Genomic DNA, 18723 nt, shown 5'->3' on the forward strand with positions numbered 1-18723 from the left:
CACTTCTGGTATGGATCGCAGGCCGGTGGATATTTCGCGAAGCTTGGCTGCCAACCATAGCAGTCATCTGAACCGCATTGATCGACAGAAATGTCCACCGCCAATCCTAAAATCGTGAAGGTGGCTCATTTCCGGTCTTGATATTCGAAAAGACCTCATCTGGATCTGCCTGACACCAATATCTGAACAGAAGGCGAGGTTCGGTATTTCCGAAATATTGATCAACGGTGCTGTCGGGCGGCACGGTCAATTTAGGTGCTGGCCATTGCTGCGCTAAAACACCTATTGGTTTGTCAGACGACCAAATAATCCAAGTAGCCTTGCCTCCATTGATACCCGGTAAGTAGCCGGCATCTTGTATCACTTCGATTAAGGCGCGCAGCGTTGCTGATGGATCGAGTCTGATCGACGTCGCATGGCTTCCCAGATCATCTCCTGCATGAACGCTATCTCGATCAATGGCAACTTCCAACGTGACTACTCCTTTTTTGCAGCTGTGCTGCCACTAGATCGTCCAGCGTAGAGACATCAACGGCTACCTGTCCACAGTCTGCTTCTGGCCGGTTGCTGCCCTTTGTGGCAAACCGAATTCGGCCAATAGACGCCCCTCGTAGTCGACTCGGCACCTTGCCTCCAGCAGCAGCCAGTCAAATCGTAAACATAAGTCTGTAATCAGCAGCTGGCTCGTTATGGCATGAGTCGGGTTGACGGGGGTACGTGAACCTAAGCTATTTATTCACCACATGGGGCTGGTCATCGCCAGCCAATACCGGTGACTCGAGTCCGTCCCCTTTCGATTCCACTGAGACAACGGTATTGGCTGTCAACCAATTCGTCACGGCTTAACGAAATGATGACGGCAGAAAGCTATTATTGTTAAGTTTTTCAACCCCAAGCCGATAATCGCCAGGAGGCACAACTCGCACCCCGGAGTGGAGAAATCCGAATGTTGTCCAGCAGATCCAAGTCGTCAGAAGGTTCCCGAGACGAGCGCTTCGACGGCCTGCTCCATATGGTCAGGCGGCAGTTCGGTGTTGTGGCCGTCCTGCTAACAACCGGCGCCCAGGACCTCCTGCGTTTTTGCGCTGGCGCCGGCCCAATTGCGCGCGACACACTGCCAGACCTCCACATGCCGCTTCCCTCCAATGCCAATGCCCATACATTGCTGCTTGTGCCCGATATCAGCCGCGACGAACATCTGCGCAATCACCAGCTGACAAAAACGTTTCCCGCGCTGCGCTTTCTCGCCGTCTGCCCCCTACAGGCTCCAGATGGAGGGCAGCTCGGCCTGCTCTATCTGCTTCACGACCAACCCCGCGAGCTGGATTCCGAGCAACAGAAAGGTTTGCAGGAGTTCGCTCAATTGGCGGCAGGGGCGCTTCTGCTAAAGGAGTCGGATCGAGCAGAGTTTGAGCTTCCGAGCGAAAGCGAGCGACGTAAGACGCTGGCCATCGCCACTAGCGGGACTGGTGTCTGGGACCGAAACATGCTCACAGGCAAAGTCAACTATTCCGATAGTTGGAAGGCCTTGCTGGGGTACACCAACAACGAGATCGGCGACGACGTCGCGGAGGCATACACCCGCATCCACCCCGCCGACTTCGCCTACGTGCTGGCTGTCTACCAGGAGGCCATCGACGGGCGCACCGAGATTTTCGAAGTGGAGCACCGACTACGCTGCCGGGACGGCAGTTACAAGTGGGTCTGCAGTCGCGGCAAGGTGGTGGAATATGACGGCGCCGGCAACGCCGTGCGCATGGTCGGAGCCACCACCGACGTCACTGCCATGTACGCCCTGTCGGAACAGATACAGCTGAACGCCGCGTTGCTGACCGACCTGACCAACGAAATCCCCGGCATGGTTTTCCAGAGTCTGCGGCATGTGAATGGACAGTATAGCTTTTCCTTTGTCAGCATAGGGGTCTGCGACATTTACGGAGTGAAGCCGGAGCAACTGATGCAGGATGCCGACATGCTGCACATGATCATCCATCCGGACGATCTGGCTGCTTACCTCGGCTCCCTGGAGGCGTCTGCGAGGGATCTCAAACCTTGGAGCCTAGAATACCGGGTACTGCTGCCCGGTGGGGGCGCCGCTTGGCGTCAGGGTGCTGCGCGTCCCAGGGCATTGGCGGACGGCAGTGTGCTCTGGCACGGCATCATCACCGATGTCACCGAGCGCAAGCTAATCGAAGCAGAACTGCAGGTGCTCGCCAGCACGGATTCCTTGACGCAACTCTCCAATCGTCGTCATTTCATGCAGCACCTCGAAAGCGAGTTGGCGCGGGTGCAGCGCTCTGCCAGCTATCCCGCGGTAATCCTGATGTTCGACCTTGACCACTTCAAAGCCATTAATGATCGCTGGGGCCATTCGGTAGGTGATCTCGCGCTTCAGCACTTCTCGGCCATTCTCTGCAAACAGCTGCGCAGAACCGATGCCGCCGGTCGCATGGGCGGCGAAGAGTTCGCAGTGGTGTTGAGCAATGCTTGCGTCGACGAAGCCAAAATCTTCGCCCAACGAGTCCAGGATGAGCTGGCCATTACGCCATTAGGCCACGGAGACGAATGTCTAACACTGGCGGTCAGCATAGGTATCGCCGCCCTCCATTCAACCGATGTCAGCGCTGAGGCCAGCCTGTCACGCAGCGATAAGGCGCTCTATCGCGCAAAGCGTGCTGGGCGCAACCGCATCGAGTGTTATTGAAATGTCGGGAGGGATTCAGACCTCAAAACAGCGACACACTAAGACGTATCGAGCCACCACCGCGCCGCCTGCACAAACGATACTCATCATTTCAGCATGATTGGAAAAGCATCTAGTCTGTAGCGTTCCAGCGATCGTATGCTTTTGGCCGACTGCTGCCGGTCATGAACGAAAAACATCAGCCTTTTCGGTGATGAATTGGGACTGCTAATCCTGTAGGCCATGTACTACTTGCCCTACAGAGCCGACCCGATAGCTGCGTACCAATTTTGTGCCGACATGAGTCCATGCAGCGACGCGCTGCCCCTCACGACAGGCGGCCATCGGCCGTTAGCTGGCCTGTATATCGTCGTGATTTTTACGATTGTTTATCGCCCGGCCTGGTTGCAAAATCGGCGGCTCACGCGGTTGAGCCTTATAGACAGGGAGTTCAGATGGAAACTTTCGAATTGGATGACTTGACCCATGAGCAGATCAAGGCGTTTTGCCAATTGGGTGATGAACATCTGGAAGGCGGTGATTTCAAGGCTGCCCTCGGTGAGTACAGCCTAGCGTGGGAGTTGATACCAGAACCCAAAAATAACTGGGAAGCGGCGACATGGGTGCTTGCCGCAATCGGCGATGCCTGTTTTCGGGGAGGATTCTTTACCTCCGCAAAAGAGGCCCTTGAGTATGCGATGACTTGTCCCGATGCAGTCGGCAATCCATTTTTGCATTTGCGTTTGGGCCAAGCACTGTACGAGAAAGAGGAAACTGATCGAGCCGCCGATGAGCTTATGCGAGCATACATGGCAGCTGGAGATGAGATTTTTGACAACGATGACCCCAAGTATTTCGCGTTCCTAAAAACGCGGGCCGTGATTTAAAAATCGGAATAGCCGATAGCAACAGCTCGACGGCGGCAGTAGTTGGCCGACAGTGGCCGCCCATGACAGACTGCTTCCGGCAAGTCTTTGATCGTTGGCACCCCATTATCTGACCCAATTTTCGATGTTGATAATTGACTAATTTTCGCCTAAAAATCCTTCTGGTTTAGGTCGTAGTTGTTGATACGACTACCACCGCCTCCACCACGCCTTCTGAGCAACCAGCTTAGGCGCTAGCAAGGCGATCTGAGAGCGTGCAATCTTTATCGGAGCGACCTCCATACCATCGAAGCTACCTAGACCCAGAGGGGGACTTTCTGCTTTTAGAAAGCGAGTGGTTTCTGATGAAGCCACCGCATGCAGTAACGACGAAGGCGCTATATTCCGACTCAATACGTGAATGCCACTCTCTGGGTCATGCAGACCACTCACGTCGGTGCCTTCAACGCCATCTATCAGAAGCGGCTGGATCATGACCGTCCCAAGCTCATAGGTGATATCCAGATCACCGCAAACGCAACGCAGCCTTTGCAGTTCACCATTCGACGATACGCACACAAAATCCAGCCCGTCGTCATCCGTGCAAAAGCTGCAAACGTATAACTGAAGGCTCTTGCTTAGCGCTAAATTCACATTAAGGAAAGCTCTCTTGAAGTAGTCTGCTAGCTGAGCATCCTTAAGCAATTTGTATATCCGCGATAGAGCTGCCAATTCTTGAGGGAGCTCAAGCGGTACATCCTTGATCGGGGGCATAGACGTAAAGGGCCATTTCCGTTCTTCGCCAGCCTTGAACGTGTCTAAGTAGAACGACGTGGCGCTTTCATCCTGGTGCAATGACCACCCAATGCTCATCGGCAAGGTAGAAAGTAGTTCTAGCTCCGGCATCACATTCATCGCATGAGCAACGACAAGGTACCCCATTGTTTAGGTCCTTCAGGTATAGGGCTGAATCGCCCCAAGCATAGTCGATACTTGAGTGTGTGCTATTGGCCGGTAGCGTACGGTAGGCGCTACGGCGCAGGCGCACCATTTCGCTAACGTGGGCAGTTGCGAGGCGCCCAGGTTAGCCTACCCATTACAATCAAGTCATCGCGTCTAGGCGATACGACGTTAGGCAGCCCGCTAAATAAAGTCCAGAACCCTAGCTCTTCAAGTACTCATCCATATCCAGCTCGGGAAACTTGCGCGTCATGAACTGCAGAGCATCCGGATCCCGGTTGTCCCGATAACGTCGTACGGCATTCAGGACATCGATTCCGCTCCACATCTCGGTCCATAGGATTTCGGGTTGGTGGCGCAGCAACACCTTCAGTGCTTCCAGAGAAGTACTGCCCAAATCGGTCACATATCTTGCCGCTGAATGCCCTTGACAGTCGACAGCATGAATATCGGCTCCCGCCTGCAACAGGCGCTCCATGATCTCGGGGTGACGTCTGTTGGTCGCCCACATCAAGGGCGTCAGTCCACGAAAAATCGGGTCCTTGATGGGCTCGTCCGGATGCTTACCAGCCGATAACAGTGCTTCGACCACCATCAGGTCACCATTCATCGCTGCTTTCGCCAACGTGCCATCCTCGGCATACATACCGCCACGTCGCACTAGCTCCACAGCCAAGGCGGATTGCTTGTAGCCAATTGCACAACTGAGAGCGGTTTCTCCCCATTCGCCACGCAGATAACGCAACCTCCACGGCCGCGCCAATTGCAATGCAGCTTGGTCATTGCCAAGTTCGATCTCTTGAAAAAGTCGAGAGCGAATGGTTCGGCGAAACCAATGGTTCAAATGGTAAGAATTACAGTGTTCTGGAACAGTGAAAACGAAAGTTCTCCACCCAGGAATCCGTATAACGAAAACACTTGGCATCATGCACTCGGCGCTAAAATAGATAGCCAGATGCTATCACTGCACGTTTCAATCCAGAATCCTCAGCTTTTGCTTGTACTCCTGAAACGCCTTATTTGTGCCGTCGCGGCCGACGCAATGACGCATTACCAAAAAGCGCAGGCCGATAGCAGCACCAGCGAATTCATCTGAGAATCTCGGCAGTTAGGCCAAATGGGAAATTGGTTGGTACGAAATTGGTACTAAGATCGTTGGCTTAGGATGAAGTCCTTGTAAACGTTGGGCCAGGGGAGGAGTCAGCCCAATCCACCACCGAAAAGGCTGATGTTTTTCGCTCGTGACCGGCACGAGTCGACCCAATGGGAACACCAGTTTCCGGAAGAAATCGGCGAAAAGCGGCTTCCGATCAACAATGGAATCTCAGCTTCTGTGATTCACACCTACAAGCCGCATAGGAGTTCGCGCCTCACCTGAATAGCAATTGCTGCGAAGCCCTTTCCAGTACCGCGCTTGTGGGGCGCGTAGTCCTGATTAGCAGAAACATCCTCCCATTGACTCACCGATTCCACGTACCTATGAGTGTCATCGGTATCAATTTCAAACTCTATGAACCGCTCTGCGTGAGTGAGCAAAAGACCATAAAGGCTGGGCATACCGGGAAAGTCGACTTCAAGATCCAGTACTACGGTTTCTGACCATCTAATGCCTTTCGACTCGCCATAGTTTTTTAAGGCTAGGGGAATCCCTCTGGCCAACCAAGCTTTGGCGGTTACCATGAGTCGGTGGGCCACAAGAGCATTTTGCTCTTGCACGTTCAGTTGCCGCTTTTTTAACAGACGGTCAATGTCCACTTCAATCTCCTAAAAAATCGTCGCTTCCAGAATGACGATGACCTATCAAACGCGCAACGACTCAGGCGATTCCCACCTTCACGCTGCCACCCGGTACGCGCGGGGCGTAGCGACGTTACGATGCCTTTACCGAAAGACGTCTTTCGACCCAAAGCGGATAGTGCCTGTAGCTGAAGTTGACCGACCATAAGTCCGTATTGCAGCATGGAATTGAAGTGTGGCGCCGCTGATCGGCCACTCTGTAAGCGCGACCTTCGCACCTAACCGGAAGAAGCTCATGATCATGGTGTTATCGAAAGTCGAACTCAAGGAACTTTCCGTGAAAGCGGAAGCAGAGGGTTTAACGCTGAGTGATCTAGCCCCCATTTGCGAAAGGTTCGGCGTTGCACCGCATGATGTTCTGAACGGACTGTCCGTCGCGGTTGCGGAAGGCTATCTCCAAGGATCTCTACCCTATGATTTTTGCGAGGGCGTTATGAACGGGATCATAAATGCTGTGGTTGAAGTAGGCATGACTAACAATATGCCTCAGCCCGCTTTCTCGCTTTACCAAGCATTCGATCAAGGTGAATGGTTCCGCAGTAACGACCCACCGGAAACTGACCCCAGTGAGAAATACACGAAGTATGTGGTCGGGGAAATAATGCGTACCCTGAGAGACTAGCTTTCACAGATAGAGACGTTTCCGCTTTTCGGCCGGAAGGTAGTGGATCGAACGCCGTGCTGCCCGTCACCATCGGCAGAAATCGGCCAAAAGCAGTCCCTAACACCTGAGAATTAAGACAAGCCGCGAAGCGGTGTCGGCTTGAATGAATTGTCAGGCCACGGCCGTTCCAGCTGGGATCCAAAGATCATCGCCCTCAACATCATAGGTGCGCTGCTCGCAGCCACCGTCTTTGCAGCGGACATAGGAAAGCATACGGGTCGCACCATCGCTGTGCGCCACCAACCAGTAGTAAGCATAACCATCATTCGAAAACTCGCTATCTGGCCAAACTTCGATACTGGGATGAAATGCACTAAGGCGAGAGAACACTTCCGTCGATTTAATCATGGGTATGTCGGACATACTCTTTCCTGCGGTTAATTGTTTTGGGATTCAAATTGGCCGAGTATTAAAAATATCACTAAAAGCCTGCCTCAGGTTGAACCCCTTCCGCGTGCTTCTTCTAGGTGCGCAAAATACTGGTCAGACATTAATTTTATTGCGCCGGAGGCACTTAGTTCGATCATGCGCCGATAAGCGTCCGCTTTTGGCCGATTTCTACCGATGGTGACGGGCAGCAATCGGCCAATAGCGGCCCTTCCGCCCAGAACCAGTTTCACTCTTAGCAGCCATTCAAGCCGACCACTTTTTCTAATTCGCCTTATCTCTACCTATTAAATTAGCTCCTGTTCGAGCCGCACCTTAGATGACATAGTCATCTACTGATTCGGACCGAGTTCCAAGCTCTTTAACCTCCCGAACCACCGTACCAAGAATGCCGATCCCTTCATGAATCTGCTGCGTTGTCAGGCCGGCATAGCCCAAAATGAGCCCTGCCGATCGCTCGTATTCTACCGACGCGGGTTCGGCAAACAGCGGCGAAAGCGGATATACGCCAACCCCGCGTTCGAGCGCTATCGCCTGCAACGTCGGCTCATCCTGAGCGCGAAGCGCGGGTAGCGTTAATACGCCGTGCAAGCCCGCCGCCATGCCGGCCAGTTGCCCATATTCCGCCAGATGTTGTTCAAAAGCCTCCAGTAATGCCCTTCGCCGCAGTTCATTCTCCCGCCGCAGGCGGCGAACGTGACGCTCATAAGTTCCACTTTCGATCAATGAGGCGAGCACGTTTTGCTCCCAGCGCGGTGAGTGTCGATCGGTCAGCCGTTTTGCTTCACGGAAAACGTGAACCAACTCGCGTGGAAGAACCAGATAACCCAACCTGAGTTGAGGTGAGAGTGCCTTGGAGAACGTTCCGACATAAATGACGCGAGCATCTGCGTCCATGGATTGCAGTGCGTCAATGGGCCGCTGGCCATAGCGAAACTCGCCGCCGTAATCGTCCTCAATGATCCACGCGCGATGTCGCCTCGCCCAACTCAGCAGTTCGAGGCGACGTGCGACAGGAAGCACCGCCCCCATGGGAAACTGGTGCGACGGAGTGACAAAGGCCAGACGCACGCGATCACCTTCCGGCAGAGCATTTGTATCCAGTCCAGAGGCATCGACGGGGATGGGCAACGCCGTCGCGCCCGTGGCCTCAAAGCAATATCTGGCCATTCGGTAGCCAGGCTCTTCGAAGACAAATGCATCTTGCGGGTTCAGCAAAAGCCGGGCGCACAGGTCAAGTCCTTGCTGCGAGCCATGCACTACGAGTATTTGATCCGCATCACACGCCAGACCGCGTGCGCGTCGCAGATAACCTTGCAGCGCATTGCGCAAGCGCTCTTCCCCTTCGGGGTGGCCGTAAGCGAGGCTCGGTTGACGCTTGACTAGTTCGGAACGGTAGGCGCGCTGCCAACCCAGCGCCGGAAAATCCCTGGAAGCGACCGAGCCGTACCTGAAATCGATGCGGGCTTGTGGTGACGCCATGTTGTACGGCGTCATGATGGCCACTCGTTGCCCGTAAAGGGAAAGCACTGGCGGCAGTTCCTTTTGCTGCGCCGAGTCCCCTTGGGCATAACCGGATTGGGTGCTGATTATGCTCGCCACCGTGGCGGCTTTGCCCACTGATGTCAGTACAAAGCCTTCGGCCGCCAGTTGCTCGTAAGCCGCCGTTACCGTGGTTCGCGACACGCCGAGTTCGGCCGCGACTGCCCGCGTCGACATGAGCCTCGTGCCGGCGGCAAGCGTGCCGTCTTCTATCTGCGCGCGCAGCCTGACATAGATCCGACGTTGCGCGCCGCGGGAAGATGCACCCGGATTGGCTGAAAACTGGCCCATGGAAAAACCTCGAAACTGGCACTTTCGATGATGCAGGTCGTGGTCGACATTATGGACTCCCAACAATCCGTAGTGAAATCCCCATGTACATTCCCGAACACTTCGCAGAGCACCGCCCGGAACAGTTGCACCGAATTATCCGCGACAATCCGCTGGGCATCCTCGTGACTGAGGGTGAATCCGGCATGGATGCGGACCACATTCCCTTCGAACTCGATACCGGCCACGGAACATACGGGCTGCTGACCGCTCATGTGGCCCGCGCCAATCCTGTGTGGCAACGTTGCGCCGGCGGAACGCCTGTCATGGTGATCTTCAGGGGGGCAGAAGGCTACATTTCGCCCAACTGGTATGCGTCCAAGCACGAGACGCATCGCCAGGTTCCCACATGGAACTATGAGGTGGTGCATGTGCATGGCGTCATGCGCGTGATGTCGGAAGAAAAGCTCCTGCGTCGCACCCTGGCCCTGCTGACTCGCCACCAGGAGTCCAAAGAGATCAAGCCCTGGAAGATGGGCGATGCGCCGCGTGAATACCTGGACGAGATGGTGTCGAGAGTCGTCGGTATCGAGATCGAAATGCAGTGCGTTGAATGCAAGCGCAAGCTCAATCAAAACAAGTCGCACGCCGATCGCTTGTCTGTGATCGCGCACTTGCGCGAGCGCGGGCACGTTGAGCTTTCTTCGATAATGCTGGCCAACCTTGAGCAGCCGGATCAGGGGGCAGCACCGTGGACCTTGAGTTGACCACCACCACGATTCTGGTGACCTTCGCCGGAGTTTTTTTGATCTGCTTTATGAAAGGTGCCTTCGGTGGAGGCTTCTCCATTGTCGGCATTCCGCTGCTGTCGCTGGTGATGGATCCGCTCACAGCCGGCGGTCTGCTAGCGCCGTTGTTTATCGCGATGGACCTGTTCGGCCTGCGTTACTGGAAGCCATCCACTTGGTCTAAACCCGACTTGATGCTGTTGTTACCAGGTCTGATTGTCGGCATCGGTGTCGGCTATCTACTCTTTCGCATCATGGATCACCGCGCAGTCGCCTTAGTGATGGCAGCGATTACCCTAATTTTTGTCGGCCTCTGGTTCAAGACCGGCGGGGAAATCAGGGTCAGCCAGCGCTCATCGCTCAAGGCGGTGTCCGCAGGCGTCACCTCTGGGATCACGACTATGGTCGCACATTCTGGTGGGCCACCATTAGCGATGTACCTGTTGCCACTCGGTCTAAGCAAGAAAACCTATGCCGGCACCACCAGCATGTTCTTTACCGTAGGCAATCTGCTCAAGGCCGTGCCTTGGCTGCTGTTAGCCAGGCCCACCGGTAACGTGCTAAGCCTGATGGTCATCTGCCTGTTAGCAGTTCCAAGTGGTGTCTGGCTGGGCTGGCGATTGCACACCAAGCTGGATCAACGCCAGATGTACCTTGCCTGCTACTGCCTGCTCGTAGTCACCGCGGTGAAACTTCTGTGGGATGGCATAAGTGGCTATATCGTCTGAAAATGCCTCACCACTATGAGGCCTAACATTACGGCCATTACCCGACTGATTGAATCGCCCCTGATTTCATAGGCGCGTTCAATTGTCTGACTTTTGCCAATTAGCCAGTTCTGAAGGACGGAAGCGGGTTTGAAGCCACCTGACCCGACCGGCGGCTTCTGGCCGATTGACGCCTGTCGTGAGGAGCATGGCGTCACTGCTTGGAAGTAGTGTTGGTACGAAAGTGGTACGCAGCTTTCAGGCTGGCTCTGTAGAGCAAGGAAACCGTGGACTACAGGATTAGTAATTCCAATCCATCACCGAAAAGGCTGATTTTTTTCGATCATGGCCGGCAGCTATCGGCCGACTGTGTTGAAAAAGTCAGCTTCGAATTCCACGCCAGAAAAGTACGCGCCTGAGATTGAAATCTGAATTTTTGGCAGAAGTTTCAGTACTCGGATTTCACGTAGCAGCGGGCAACAGAGGTATTTTCATCCATCAATATTCGAGTATTTTGGGAACACCGACTTTTTCAACACAATCGGCCGATTGCAGCCATTCGCCTAATTCCGCTCCCGACCCAGAACAGCTCATCACCAATGACCACATCCAAAACATCGCCTTGTCATCAGGCAACAAGCCCGTCCCCCCGATGATCAGCAATTACCTAGTCACGAACCCGATGCTCCGTATAAACCTGAAGCCCCCAATCATGAAGTGGTTGTGCGTTGCCACTTTCAGTATTCAGTTAGTACTTGAATGCGGTCCAGTACATCGTCCATCGCACCCTCGGGGACGCACTCTACGCGCTTGATGCTTCGGGGCTCAAGGTTGACTGCGTGGGCCTGAGCGCACAGCTACCACACGCACTTGAAACCAAGCTTTTCGACCACGCAAAAAAAACGCCAACCGATGTCAGCGTTTAATAACAACATGCTCAAGTCGAGCGCTCACGCTCGCAGAACCGAAACGCTTAACGCGTCCCCTACCCCGCCTACGGCTTCAAATCACCCAACGGATCATAGGCCGGCTTCTTTTCATCCTTGTCTTTCTTTTCCTTATCCAGCGGCGCAATCGCCGGGCCGATGGGATCGACCTGCGGGTCCGCCACGTCGGGCGAATCCGGGTCGAAACCCAATTCGTCCTTGCCACTTGCATGCTCGCCTGAAGACGGGCCTTTCGGCGTACTACTCACGGCGTTCTCCTTTTTCAAAGTGGGCGGGCTTTGTCGTGCAGGTTTTCCAGGTCTTCCTCGACGCGTTCTACATCCTCATTGTCGTCGCGCTCTTTCGGGTCGTTGGGGCGCAACGCATCGTTGTCGCGCTCCTCTTCGCCGGGTGTGCGGTCAGGGTTCGGGGTGCCGGGGGGTGGTTGGTTGTAGTCAGACATGATGGTTCACCTCATAGGGTCTACACAGGTTTAGAGAAACCGCCCTGCGCCATCGTTCAACTTGTTTGCCCAGGCGTGAGATGATGCGGGCCCCTTCTGGAGACATGAACCGGATGTTCGAGCTCAAACCCTGCGACCCTGTGACCTTCCGCCAACAGACCCGGCGCAGCACGCTGATGGTCGCGGTGCTGTTCCTGGCCCTGGCCATGTTGCTGTCGACCCTGGCGGTGATGCTGTTCGGCGAGCCTGGCGGTGACAATTTCCGCTTCAATGTCGGTGGCGTGTTCGCCGGGGTGCTGATCACGCTGGCCCTGGTGCGTGGCCCGTTCTGGACCCAGCCGTGGCTGGCGCCGGCGGTGTATGGCTGGCAACTCAAGCGCAGCCTGATGAGCGTGACCAACGTGATGCACAAGGTCACCGAGCGGGTCCAGGCCAATGACCCGACGGCAATCAAGGTGCTGCGCTTCTATCACTTGGGCCTGACGCAGATGCATGAACTGGATGCCAATTCCAGCGCCCAGGTGCAGTTGGTTGCGGAGGTCGAGGCGCACAAGGCCAAGATGCAGGCGCTGGGGATCGATACCGAGCAAACCCGGTTCGACCCCGCCTGGCTGGATGCCTTTAAGACCGCTTAAGCCAACACGCCGATGCGCTGTGCGTCGGGCCAGAACAAGGCCGCCTGGCCGCACGCTTGGCCGGCGTCATCGAGCAGGGTCCACACCACGCCGGCGTGGATCATGAACGGCTGGTCGTGCGCATCCACGCGCCAGCCGCTGTAGCCTTGGGCGATGCCATTGGCGGTGACTTGCTCCAGCAGCACCTGACGCGCGGCGCGGTCGAGTGCCGAAGCGCTGTAGCGTGAGGGCATGCCGATGAAGGTGTCGCGCGGGTATTTGAAGCACTGCAGGGCGCAGTCATTCACGTAGGTAAAGCGCGGGTCGGCGCCGCCATCATGGGCCAGCAGGCTGTAGGGCGCGTCGCTGTGCAGCCAGGCCAGGCGCTGTTGCGGGTCCAGATGCTCGGGGGCCGGCAGTCCCTGGCCGGTCCAGTGTCGATACGCCGCATCCAGCAGGCTTACGAAGTTTTCTTGAAGGGACACACACAACCTCACCGTGTCAGTTGGAAGTTTTTGCCCGCCAGCAGAACACCGCGCTTACCGCGATCGCCGCGCCCGCCAGGCCAAACACCCAGGGGGCCGAGGCAATCGGCAGCAGCAGGCCGGCCAGCAATGGCCCGAGGCCGGCGCCGATATCCCGCCAGACGGCATTCGAAGCCAGGGCCGAGACGCGCATCGAGCCGGGGTTGCGCTCGGCCACCAGGGTGGTCACCAGCGGCAGTTGCAGCGCGCGCAGCACCAGCACCGCCGCCGCGCCGACGATCACCCAGTAACTGCCAAACGCGGTCAGGGCCAGGGCACTCAGGAACGAAAACAGCAGCAGCATCGACGTGGCGCCAAAGCGCTGGGCCGCGCGCCCGCCCAAGGGGCTCAGGAGCATTTCCGAGGCATAACGCAGCGCCATCAGGCCACCAGCGATCAGTACTGCATCGCCGCCCAGCAGTTTCTGCGCCTGGATCGACAGGCCGAAGATAAACAGCCCATCCAGCGCCACCCCCTCGATAAACGACCACACCGCCACGCTGTCCGGCCACTTGAAGCGCCGTCCCGGCGTGGTGTGCAAGTCATGCCCCACCGTAGGCAAGCCGCGCGCCATCCACAAGCCCACCAGGCAGCACCCGGCCAGAATCAGAAAGATCGGACGCGGCCCGGCCCACAGGGTCAACCAGCCGCCCAGCGGCAGTGCCAGCATCGGCCCGAGGGCGATCAGCGCGCGGGAACGCCCGGCCCGGCGTGCGGCACCGGCCGGCTCCGAAGTGGCCAGCACTTGGGTGGACAGGTTCAACGCGGCAAAGCACAGGCCCCACACCAGGCGCAGGCAGAGCAAGGCGGCGAAGCCGGACAACACCGAATTGCCCAAGGCGCACAGGGTCGCAGCGCCAGCGGCGATCATGCAGGTCAGGCGGTCGCCGTTGCGTGCGTAGAAATTGAGGACATGCCGGTAGCCGAAAATCCGCACCAGGCGGTTGGCCGCCAGTAACACACCGGCCTGGGCCAGGGTGATGCCGAACGCCTGGGATTCCATTGGCAGCAGCAGGTAGAGCAACACGTCACTGGGCAAGCATAAAGCCAGGGTCAGCGCGGCGCGGCGGGAGTGTGTATCAGCGGTGCGGAGGGCCAGGCTGGACATAAATCTGAAACATCCCGAAATACTCAGGTCGCCACGGTAGCCTTCCACACCGATGTTTTACAACGCCCAATCACGGCTTTTTACCGTAGGGCAACAAACGCAAGCCACTGGCCACTGCGCCAACCAGAGCAAAGCCGCAGCCCAGCCACAGCGCATAGTGCGGCCCATTGCCCAAGGACAGGTGGAAACACAAGGCCACCAGCGACGCCCCCAGCGTTTGCCCCAGCAACCGCGAAATCGCCACGATGCCACTCGCCCCGCCACTGCGGGCCAACGGCGCGCTGGTCATCAAAGCCTTGAGGTTGGGCGACTGGAAGAACCCGAAACCGGCACCACACAGCGCCATGCGCCAGCCGATATCAAACGCCGAGGCGCCGTTGCCCAGGGTGGCCAACGCGGCCATGCCCACGCTGAGCATCAACAAGCCGATGCCACACAGCAGCCCCAGCGACACCCGGTCGGCCAAGCGCCCGGCCACCAATGCCATCACCGCCACCACGGCCGGCCACGGCGTCATCAGGAAACCGGTTTCCACCTGGCTATGCCCCAGCACCGCCTGCAGTAAAAACGGCAGCGACACAAAGGCCAGGCCCTGGGCGCTGAACGCACAAATAGCGGTCAAGGACGACAAGGCAAACACCGGGCGCTTGAACAGGTCCAGCGCCAGCATCGGCGCCGGGTGCCCGGCCTGGCGCCGCAACAGCAAGGCGCCGCACACCAGCGCCACGGCGATCAGGCCCAACGTCAGCGCACCTTGGGCACCGTGCACCGCCGTGCCCAGGCCCAGCACCAGCAAGGCAAACAACCCGGCACACAACAACGCTGCGAATCGGTCAAAGGCATGCCCGGTCATGGGCAACGTTGGCAATGAACGCAGTCCCAGCACCAAGGCCAGCAAGCCCAGCGGCACGTTGATCAGGTACAGCCAATGCCAGGTCGCCACCGACAGAATCGCCGAGGCCGCCGTGGGCCCCAAGGTAAACGCCAGCCCCACCACCAGTGAGTTGTAGCCCAGGCCCCGCCCGAGCATTTTCGACGGGTAGATATGCCGCAACAACGCCGTGTTCACGCTCATGATCGCCGCCGCCCCGAGCCCCTGCGCCACGCGCGCGGCCGTCAGGGTGACCAGCGAACCCGCCAGCCCGCAAAACAGTGACGACACAATAAACAGCAGCAACCCGCCGAGATACACCCGTCGATGCCCCAGCACATCACTGAGCGACGCAAACGGCAGCACCGTGGCGATAATCGCCAACTGGTAGGCATTGACCACCCAGATCACCGAGGCGGAATCGGTGCCGATCCCCTCCGCCAGGGTCGGCAAGGCCGTGTTGACGATGGCCGTGTCCAGAGTCGCCATGCCAATCCCCAGGGAGATCGCGAGCACGGCCGGCAGGCGTTTATTGAGGGGCAACCCATCGGCAACAGAAGACATGAACAATCCGCGCAGGTGACAAAGGCCCCTAGATTACGGCCAGACCGTTTTTTTTTCAGTGACCGATGGCCTGGCTGTCAGAATTTTCATGTTGATGGCCACGCGATTCCCGCCAAAAAACGGACAGTGCCTACATTTCCCCCCCGACCATTCTTTGCACCCTTGGCGTTTCTTCTCTTAACGAACCGGAGAACGCCGCCCATGCACAAGCAGCCACCCCTGACCCACGACCGTCGACAATTCCTACGCCTGGCTACGGTCGGCGCTGGCGCCCTGATGCTCACGAGCGCGTTACCCGCAGCGCTCGCACACGCCTCGCCGACACCGAAAGCGGCCAATAACCTCAACCCACAACAAGCCCTGGCCAGGTTGATGGAAGGCAACGGTCGCTATGCCGAAGGCGTCACCAAGCGCCATGAATTCATGAGCGAGCGCGAGGCGTTGGAGGGCGGGCAGAATCCGTTCGTGGCGGTCCTGAGCTGCGCTGACTCACGCATTACGCCGGAATACGCGTTCGATACCGGCCTCGGCGACCTGTTTGCCGTACGGGTGGCGGGTAACTTCGTGACCGACGACGGGCTCGCCAGCCTCGAATATGCGGTGGCGGTGCTCGGCACGCCGTTGATCATGGTGCTCGGGCACGACAGCTGCGGCGCCCTTGCCGCCGGGGTGAAAGCCACCACGGACAACGCCACGTTCCCCGGCAAGATCCAGGGCCTGGCCGACGCGTTCAAGCCGTCGGTGCGCAAGGTCTTGAAAGCGCCTGGCGATCTGCTTGCGAACGCCATTGCGCAAAATGTCAGCGACACGGTAGCGCGGCTCAAGGCCGAGTCGACGCTGCTGGTGGACGCCCTGGCCGCTGGCAAACTGCACATTGTCGGCGGTATCTACAGGTTGCACAGTGGCCGGGTCGAGTTGATCGGCTGACCCTCAACGCCAGTGCCCGGTGCTGGCCATTAACCCCACGGCTTGCGCAAAACCCGCCTGGGGTGCGGTGTTCAGCGTGACTAGTCCGACGCAGCGGCTCGGCTTCAACGTCGCGGCCCGCGCAGCGATCCGTGCGCCCTGCTCCGCGCCGGCGAATACCGCTTCGGGGATGTGCAGCGCATTCATCAGGTCGAGCACATCCTGGCCAAGTACAGCGTCGTCTGCCGTGCGCAGGTACGGGACGATCACCCGAAACCCCTGGGCCGCCAGCGGCGCCGTCACCTCGGAGAACGCACTGACATCCGCCCCCAGCAACATGATCGCCCGGCCCTCCTCTGGCCCAAACTGTTCATAACGGATCTCCTGGTCATCGGTGCTCACCTGTTGCACCGCCAACGCCGGCGCGGCCATGACCACCGCCGCCAGCAGCAAAAAACCACGACGATCAAACATGACTCACCCCCACAATCAACTCACTGCCCAGCCAACCGGCCAGGTATTCACCGGCCTGCATCACGCCGGCCTCTTCGCCAAGACGTTGCACCAACCACTCACACAGCCCGGCGAAACGGCCGTCGGCCTGCACGTGCTGCAACGCTTGAAGTTCTTGCACATCCACCTGGCGCAGGCGCGAGGTGAATTGACGCCGCCATACCAGCAAGCCGCCCGCCTGCTCCAGCATTACCGCCTCGGGCGCGGGCGCGTCCTGCCACAATGCCGACCAGATGGCTTCGGCATTGGTGCTCAGGCCATGGCAGCGCAGCGACGGTGTCAGGTGCAGCACCGCCGTGTCCCAGTCCAGCTCGGCCAACGTCTCCAGCGCCAGAGGCTGCGCATCGGCGGCCACAAAGGCGTCGTTAAGGGCGGCCTCGATCCAGGCCAGCTCATGCACATCCGGATTGCGCGGGAACACGGCTTTCAAGGTGGCGTAGAACCCCTCGGGGTACGCGTCCAGGGTCCAGGCATGGGGTGGATGGTTGTCGATATGGGTGATGCTCGCGGCCAGGAAGGCGTCCTCGCCCAGCCAGCGGCGCAGATTGGGAAACGCTTGTTCCAGGCAACCCACCAACTGCGCGCGGTAGTTGTTCTGGTACACCGCCAGGCCGGCGTGATGATTGCCCAGCGACTGCGCGGATTCATCCGACGCGCTCACCAACCAGTCGCGAAAGGTCTGCTGCAGTTGCGCCAGGTTCATCGTTGCGCCCCCAACGTGCGGGCCATGGCCAACTCCTGGAGCAACTCGGCGAGCGGCGGGATTTCATCGTCGCGCTCGATCATGGTCGCCACCGGGCCCAGCCGGGTCATGGCCTGGGCATACAGTTCCCAGACGCCGGTGCACACCGGGCTGTCATGGCTGTCGATCAAGATGTCGCGGCCCTGGCTGTGACCGGCCAGGTGCACCTGGCGCACGCGCTCCGCAGGGATGCCCTGGAGAAACGCCAGAGCGTCGAAACCATGATTGCTGGCGCTGACGAACACATTGTTGACGTCCAGCAGCAATTCGCAGCCGGTGCGCTGGGCCATGGCCGCGATAAATTCCCACTCGGTCATGGAAGCGCCTTCAAACGCCAGGTAGCTGGAGGGGTTTTCAAACAGCATCGTGCGGCCGAGCACCTCCTGGGCCTGATGGATATTGGCGCAGACTCGGTCCAGTGCTTCGTCGGTGTAGGGCACGGGCAACAAATCATGGGCATTGAAGCCACCACTGCGCGACCAACTCAGGTGGTCGGACACAAACAGCGGTTCAATCTCGTCTACCAGCGCCTTGAGGCGCTTCAAGTAATCCCCGTCCAGCCCTTCGGCGGTGCCGATGGACATGGACACGCCGTGCAGCGCCACCGGATACCGTTCGCGCACCTGACGTAAAATGTGCCGGGGCTGGCCGCCCGCGACCATAAAGTTTTCGGAGATCACTTCGACAAAATCCACGGGCACCGAGGTCTCCAGGAAGTCGCAGTAGTGCTCCTTGCGCAGCCCCAGGCCGTAGCCTGAGAAGTGTGGGTTGGATGTCGACATGGCGGATCTCCGCTAAGAATAAGTGGCGAGCCCGCATGGGGGCTCG

General features: G+C 58.1%; 21 protein-coding genes. 7 read left to right on the forward strand and 14 right to left on the reverse strand.

All coding sequences use genetic code 11. The features are described from left to right. Nucleotides 1–106: 106 nt before the first annotated feature. Nucleotides 107–472 (reverse strand): hypothetical protein, encoded by a 366-nt coding sequence (locus CWC48_RS29345; RefSeq protein ID WP_078047881.1) that lies wholly within the window; start codon nt 470–472, stop codon nt 107–109. Nucleotides 473–946: 474 nt separating this feature from the next. Between CWC48_RS29345 and CWC48_RS29350 the strand changes: the two genes are divergently transcribed. Both CWC48_RS29350 and CWC48_RS29355 read left to right on the forward strand, forming a co-directional pair. Then, nucleotides 947–2704 (forward strand): sensor domain-containing diguanylate cyclase, encoded by a 1758-nt coding sequence (locus CWC48_RS29350; protein WP_177409461.1) that lies wholly within the window; start codon nt 947–949, stop codon nt 2702–2704. Nucleotides 2705–3138: 434 nt separating this feature from the next. Further along, nucleotides 3139–3570: a M48 family metallopeptidase gene (locus CWC48_RS29355; RefSeq protein WP_078047880.1), complete on the forward strand. Its 432-nt coding sequence runs from the start codon at nt 3139–3141 to the stop codon at nt 3568–3570. A 189-nt stretch (nt 3571–3759) separates the two neighbouring features. On the opposite strand, the gene CWC48_RS29360 is transcribed toward CWC48_RS29355, so the two are convergent. The 3 genes from CWC48_RS29360 to CWC48_RS29370 form a co-directional block, all read right to left on the reverse strand. After that, nucleotides 3760–4491 carry a hypothetical protein gene (locus CWC48_RS29360; RefSeq protein ID WP_078047879.1) on the reverse strand — a complete coding sequence of 244 codons (732 nt, stop codon included), beginning with the start codon at nt 4489–4491 and terminating at the stop codon, nt 3760–3762. Nucleotides 4492–4711: 220 nt separating this feature from the next. Further along, nucleotides 4712–5353, reverse strand: coding sequence for an ankyrin repeat domain-containing protein (locus CWC48_RS29365; protein WP_157806790.1), 642 nt, complete (start codon nt 5351–5353; stop codon nt 4712–4714). 500 nt (nt 5354–5853) lie between these two features. Beyond that, nucleotides 5854–6264, reverse strand: coding sequence for a hypothetical protein (locus tag CWC48_RS29370; RefSeq protein ID WP_100491052.1), 411 nt, complete (start codon nt 6262–6264; stop codon nt 5854–5856). A gap of 217 nt (nt 6265–6481) precedes the next feature. On the opposite strand from CWC48_RS29370, the gene CWC48_RS29375 reads away from it, so the two are divergent. Further along, nucleotides 6482–6928 (forward strand): hypothetical protein, encoded by a 447-nt coding sequence (locus CWC48_RS29375; RefSeq protein WP_078047876.1) that lies wholly within the window; start codon nt 6482–6484, stop codon nt 6926–6928. A 153-nt stretch (nt 6929–7081) separates the two neighbouring features. Here CWC48_RS29375 and CWC48_RS29380 read toward each other — a convergent pair whose 3' ends face one another. Together CWC48_RS29380 and CWC48_RS29385 are read right to left on the reverse strand one after the other, a co-directional pair. Beyond that, a complete protein-coding gene (locus tag CWC48_RS29380; RefSeq protein WP_012724084.1) occupies nt 7082–7333 on the reverse strand; it encodes a hypothetical protein in 252 nt (83 codons plus the stop codon). Nucleotides 7334–7672: 339 nt separating this feature from the next. Beyond that, nucleotides 7673–9190, reverse strand: coding sequence for a PLP-dependent aminotransferase family protein (locus tag CWC48_RS29385; protein ID WP_100491053.1), 1518 nt, complete (start codon nt 9188–9190; stop codon nt 7673–7675). Nucleotides 9191–9273: 83 nt separating this feature from the next. On the opposite strand from CWC48_RS29385, the gene CWC48_RS29390 reads away from it, so the two are divergent. Together CWC48_RS29390 and CWC48_RS29395 are read left to right on the forward strand one after the other, a co-directional pair. Further along, complete coding sequence (locus CWC48_RS29390; protein ID WP_078047873.1) at nt 9274–9936, forward strand: FMN-binding negative transcriptional regulator; 663 nt, start codon at nt 9274–9276, stop codon at nt 9934–9936. After that, complete coding sequence (locus CWC48_RS29395; RefSeq protein ID WP_078047872.1) at nt 9921–10685, forward strand: sulfite exporter TauE/SafE family protein; 765 nt, start codon at nt 9921–9923, stop codon at nt 10683–10685. Before CWC48_RS29390 ends, CWC48_RS29395 begins: the two co-directional genes overlap by 16 nt. Nucleotides 10686–11658: 973 nt before the next feature. Here CWC48_RS29395 and CWC48_RS29405 read toward each other — a convergent pair. Both CWC48_RS29405 and CWC48_RS29410 read right to left on the reverse strand, forming a co-directional pair. Further along, a complete protein-coding gene (locus tag CWC48_RS29405) occupies nt 11659–11859 on the reverse strand; it encodes a DUF6021 family protein (RefSeq protein WP_100491054.1) in 201 nt (66 codons plus the stop codon). Nucleotides 11860–11873: 14 nt separating this feature from the next. Beyond that, nucleotides 11874–12053 carry a hypothetical protein gene (locus CWC48_RS29410; RefSeq protein WP_099493890.1) on the reverse strand — a complete coding sequence of 60 codons (180 nt, stop codon included), beginning with the start codon at nt 12051–12053 and terminating at the stop codon, nt 11874–11876. Between the two features lie 113 nt (nt 12054–12166). Between CWC48_RS29410 and CWC48_RS29415 the strand changes: the two genes are divergently transcribed. Next, nucleotides 12167–12688: a DUF3087 domain-containing protein gene (locus CWC48_RS29415; RefSeq protein WP_100491055.1), complete on the forward strand. Its 522-nt coding sequence runs from the start codon at nt 12167–12169 to the stop codon at nt 12686–12688. On the opposite strand, the gene CWC48_RS29420 is transcribed toward CWC48_RS29415, so the two are convergent. The 3 genes from CWC48_RS29420 to CWC48_RS29430 all read right to left on the reverse strand — a co-directional run bounded on the left by CWC48_RS29420 (nt 12685) and on the right by CWC48_RS29430 (nt 15734). Further along, complete coding sequence (locus CWC48_RS29420) at nt 12685–13152, reverse strand: MEKHLA domain-containing protein (protein WP_223204506.1); 468 nt, start codon at nt 13150–13152, stop codon at nt 12685–12687. The genes CWC48_RS29415 and CWC48_RS29420 overlap by 4 nt on opposite strands. Before the next feature lie 16 nt (nt 13153–13168). After that, nucleotides 13169–14299 carry an MFS transporter gene (locus CWC48_RS29425; RefSeq protein ID WP_078047868.1) on the reverse strand — a complete coding sequence of 377 codons (1131 nt, stop codon included), beginning with the start codon at nt 14297–14299 and terminating at the stop codon, nt 13169–13171. 70 nt (nt 14300–14369) lie between these two features. Continuing rightward, the gene (locus CWC48_RS29430) at nt 14370–15734 is read right to left on the reverse strand and encodes an MFS transporter (protein WP_099493888.1); all 1365 of its coding nucleotides are present in this window, start codon (nt 15732–15734) and stop codon (nt 14370–14372) included. A gap of 201 nt (nt 15735–15935) precedes the next feature. On the opposite strand from CWC48_RS29430, the gene CWC48_RS29435 reads away from it, so the two are divergent. Then, nucleotides 15936–16661 carry a carbonic anhydrase gene (locus tag CWC48_RS29435; protein WP_100491056.1) on the forward strand — a complete coding sequence of 242 codons (726 nt, stop codon included), beginning with the start codon at nt 15936–15938 and terminating at the stop codon, nt 16659–16661. Nucleotides 16662–16664: 3 nt separating this feature from the next. On the opposite strand, the gene CWC48_RS29440 is transcribed toward CWC48_RS29435, so the two are convergent. Genes CWC48_RS29440 through CWC48_RS29450 form a run of 3 tightly spaced genes read right to left on the reverse strand, consistent with a single transcriptional unit; the run spans nt 16665 to nt 18677 of the window. After that, nucleotides 16665–17114: an alpha/beta fold hydrolase gene (locus tag CWC48_RS29440; protein WP_078047865.1), complete on the reverse strand. Its 450-nt coding sequence runs from the start codon at nt 17112–17114 to the stop codon at nt 16665–16667. After that, nucleotides 17107–17856: a DNA-binding domain-containing protein gene (locus CWC48_RS29445; RefSeq protein ID WP_100491057.1), complete on the reverse strand. Its 750-nt coding sequence runs from the start codon at nt 17854–17856 to the stop codon at nt 17107–17109. Before CWC48_RS29445 ends, CWC48_RS29440 begins: the two co-directional genes overlap by 8 nt. Further along, nucleotides 17853–18677 (reverse strand): DUF692 domain-containing protein, encoded by an 825-nt coding sequence (locus tag CWC48_RS29450; protein ID WP_100491058.1) that lies wholly within the window; start codon nt 18675–18677, stop codon nt 17853–17855. Before CWC48_RS29450 ends, CWC48_RS29445 begins: the two co-directional genes overlap by 4 nt. Between the last annotated feature and the right edge of the window lie 46 nt (nt 18678–18723).

It is taken from the genome of Pseudomonas sp. S10E 269, from assembly GCF_002798465.1.
Lineage (GTDB): Bacteria > Pseudomonadota > Gammaproteobacteria > Pseudomonadales > Pseudomonadaceae > Aquipseudomonas > Aquipseudomonas pergaminensis.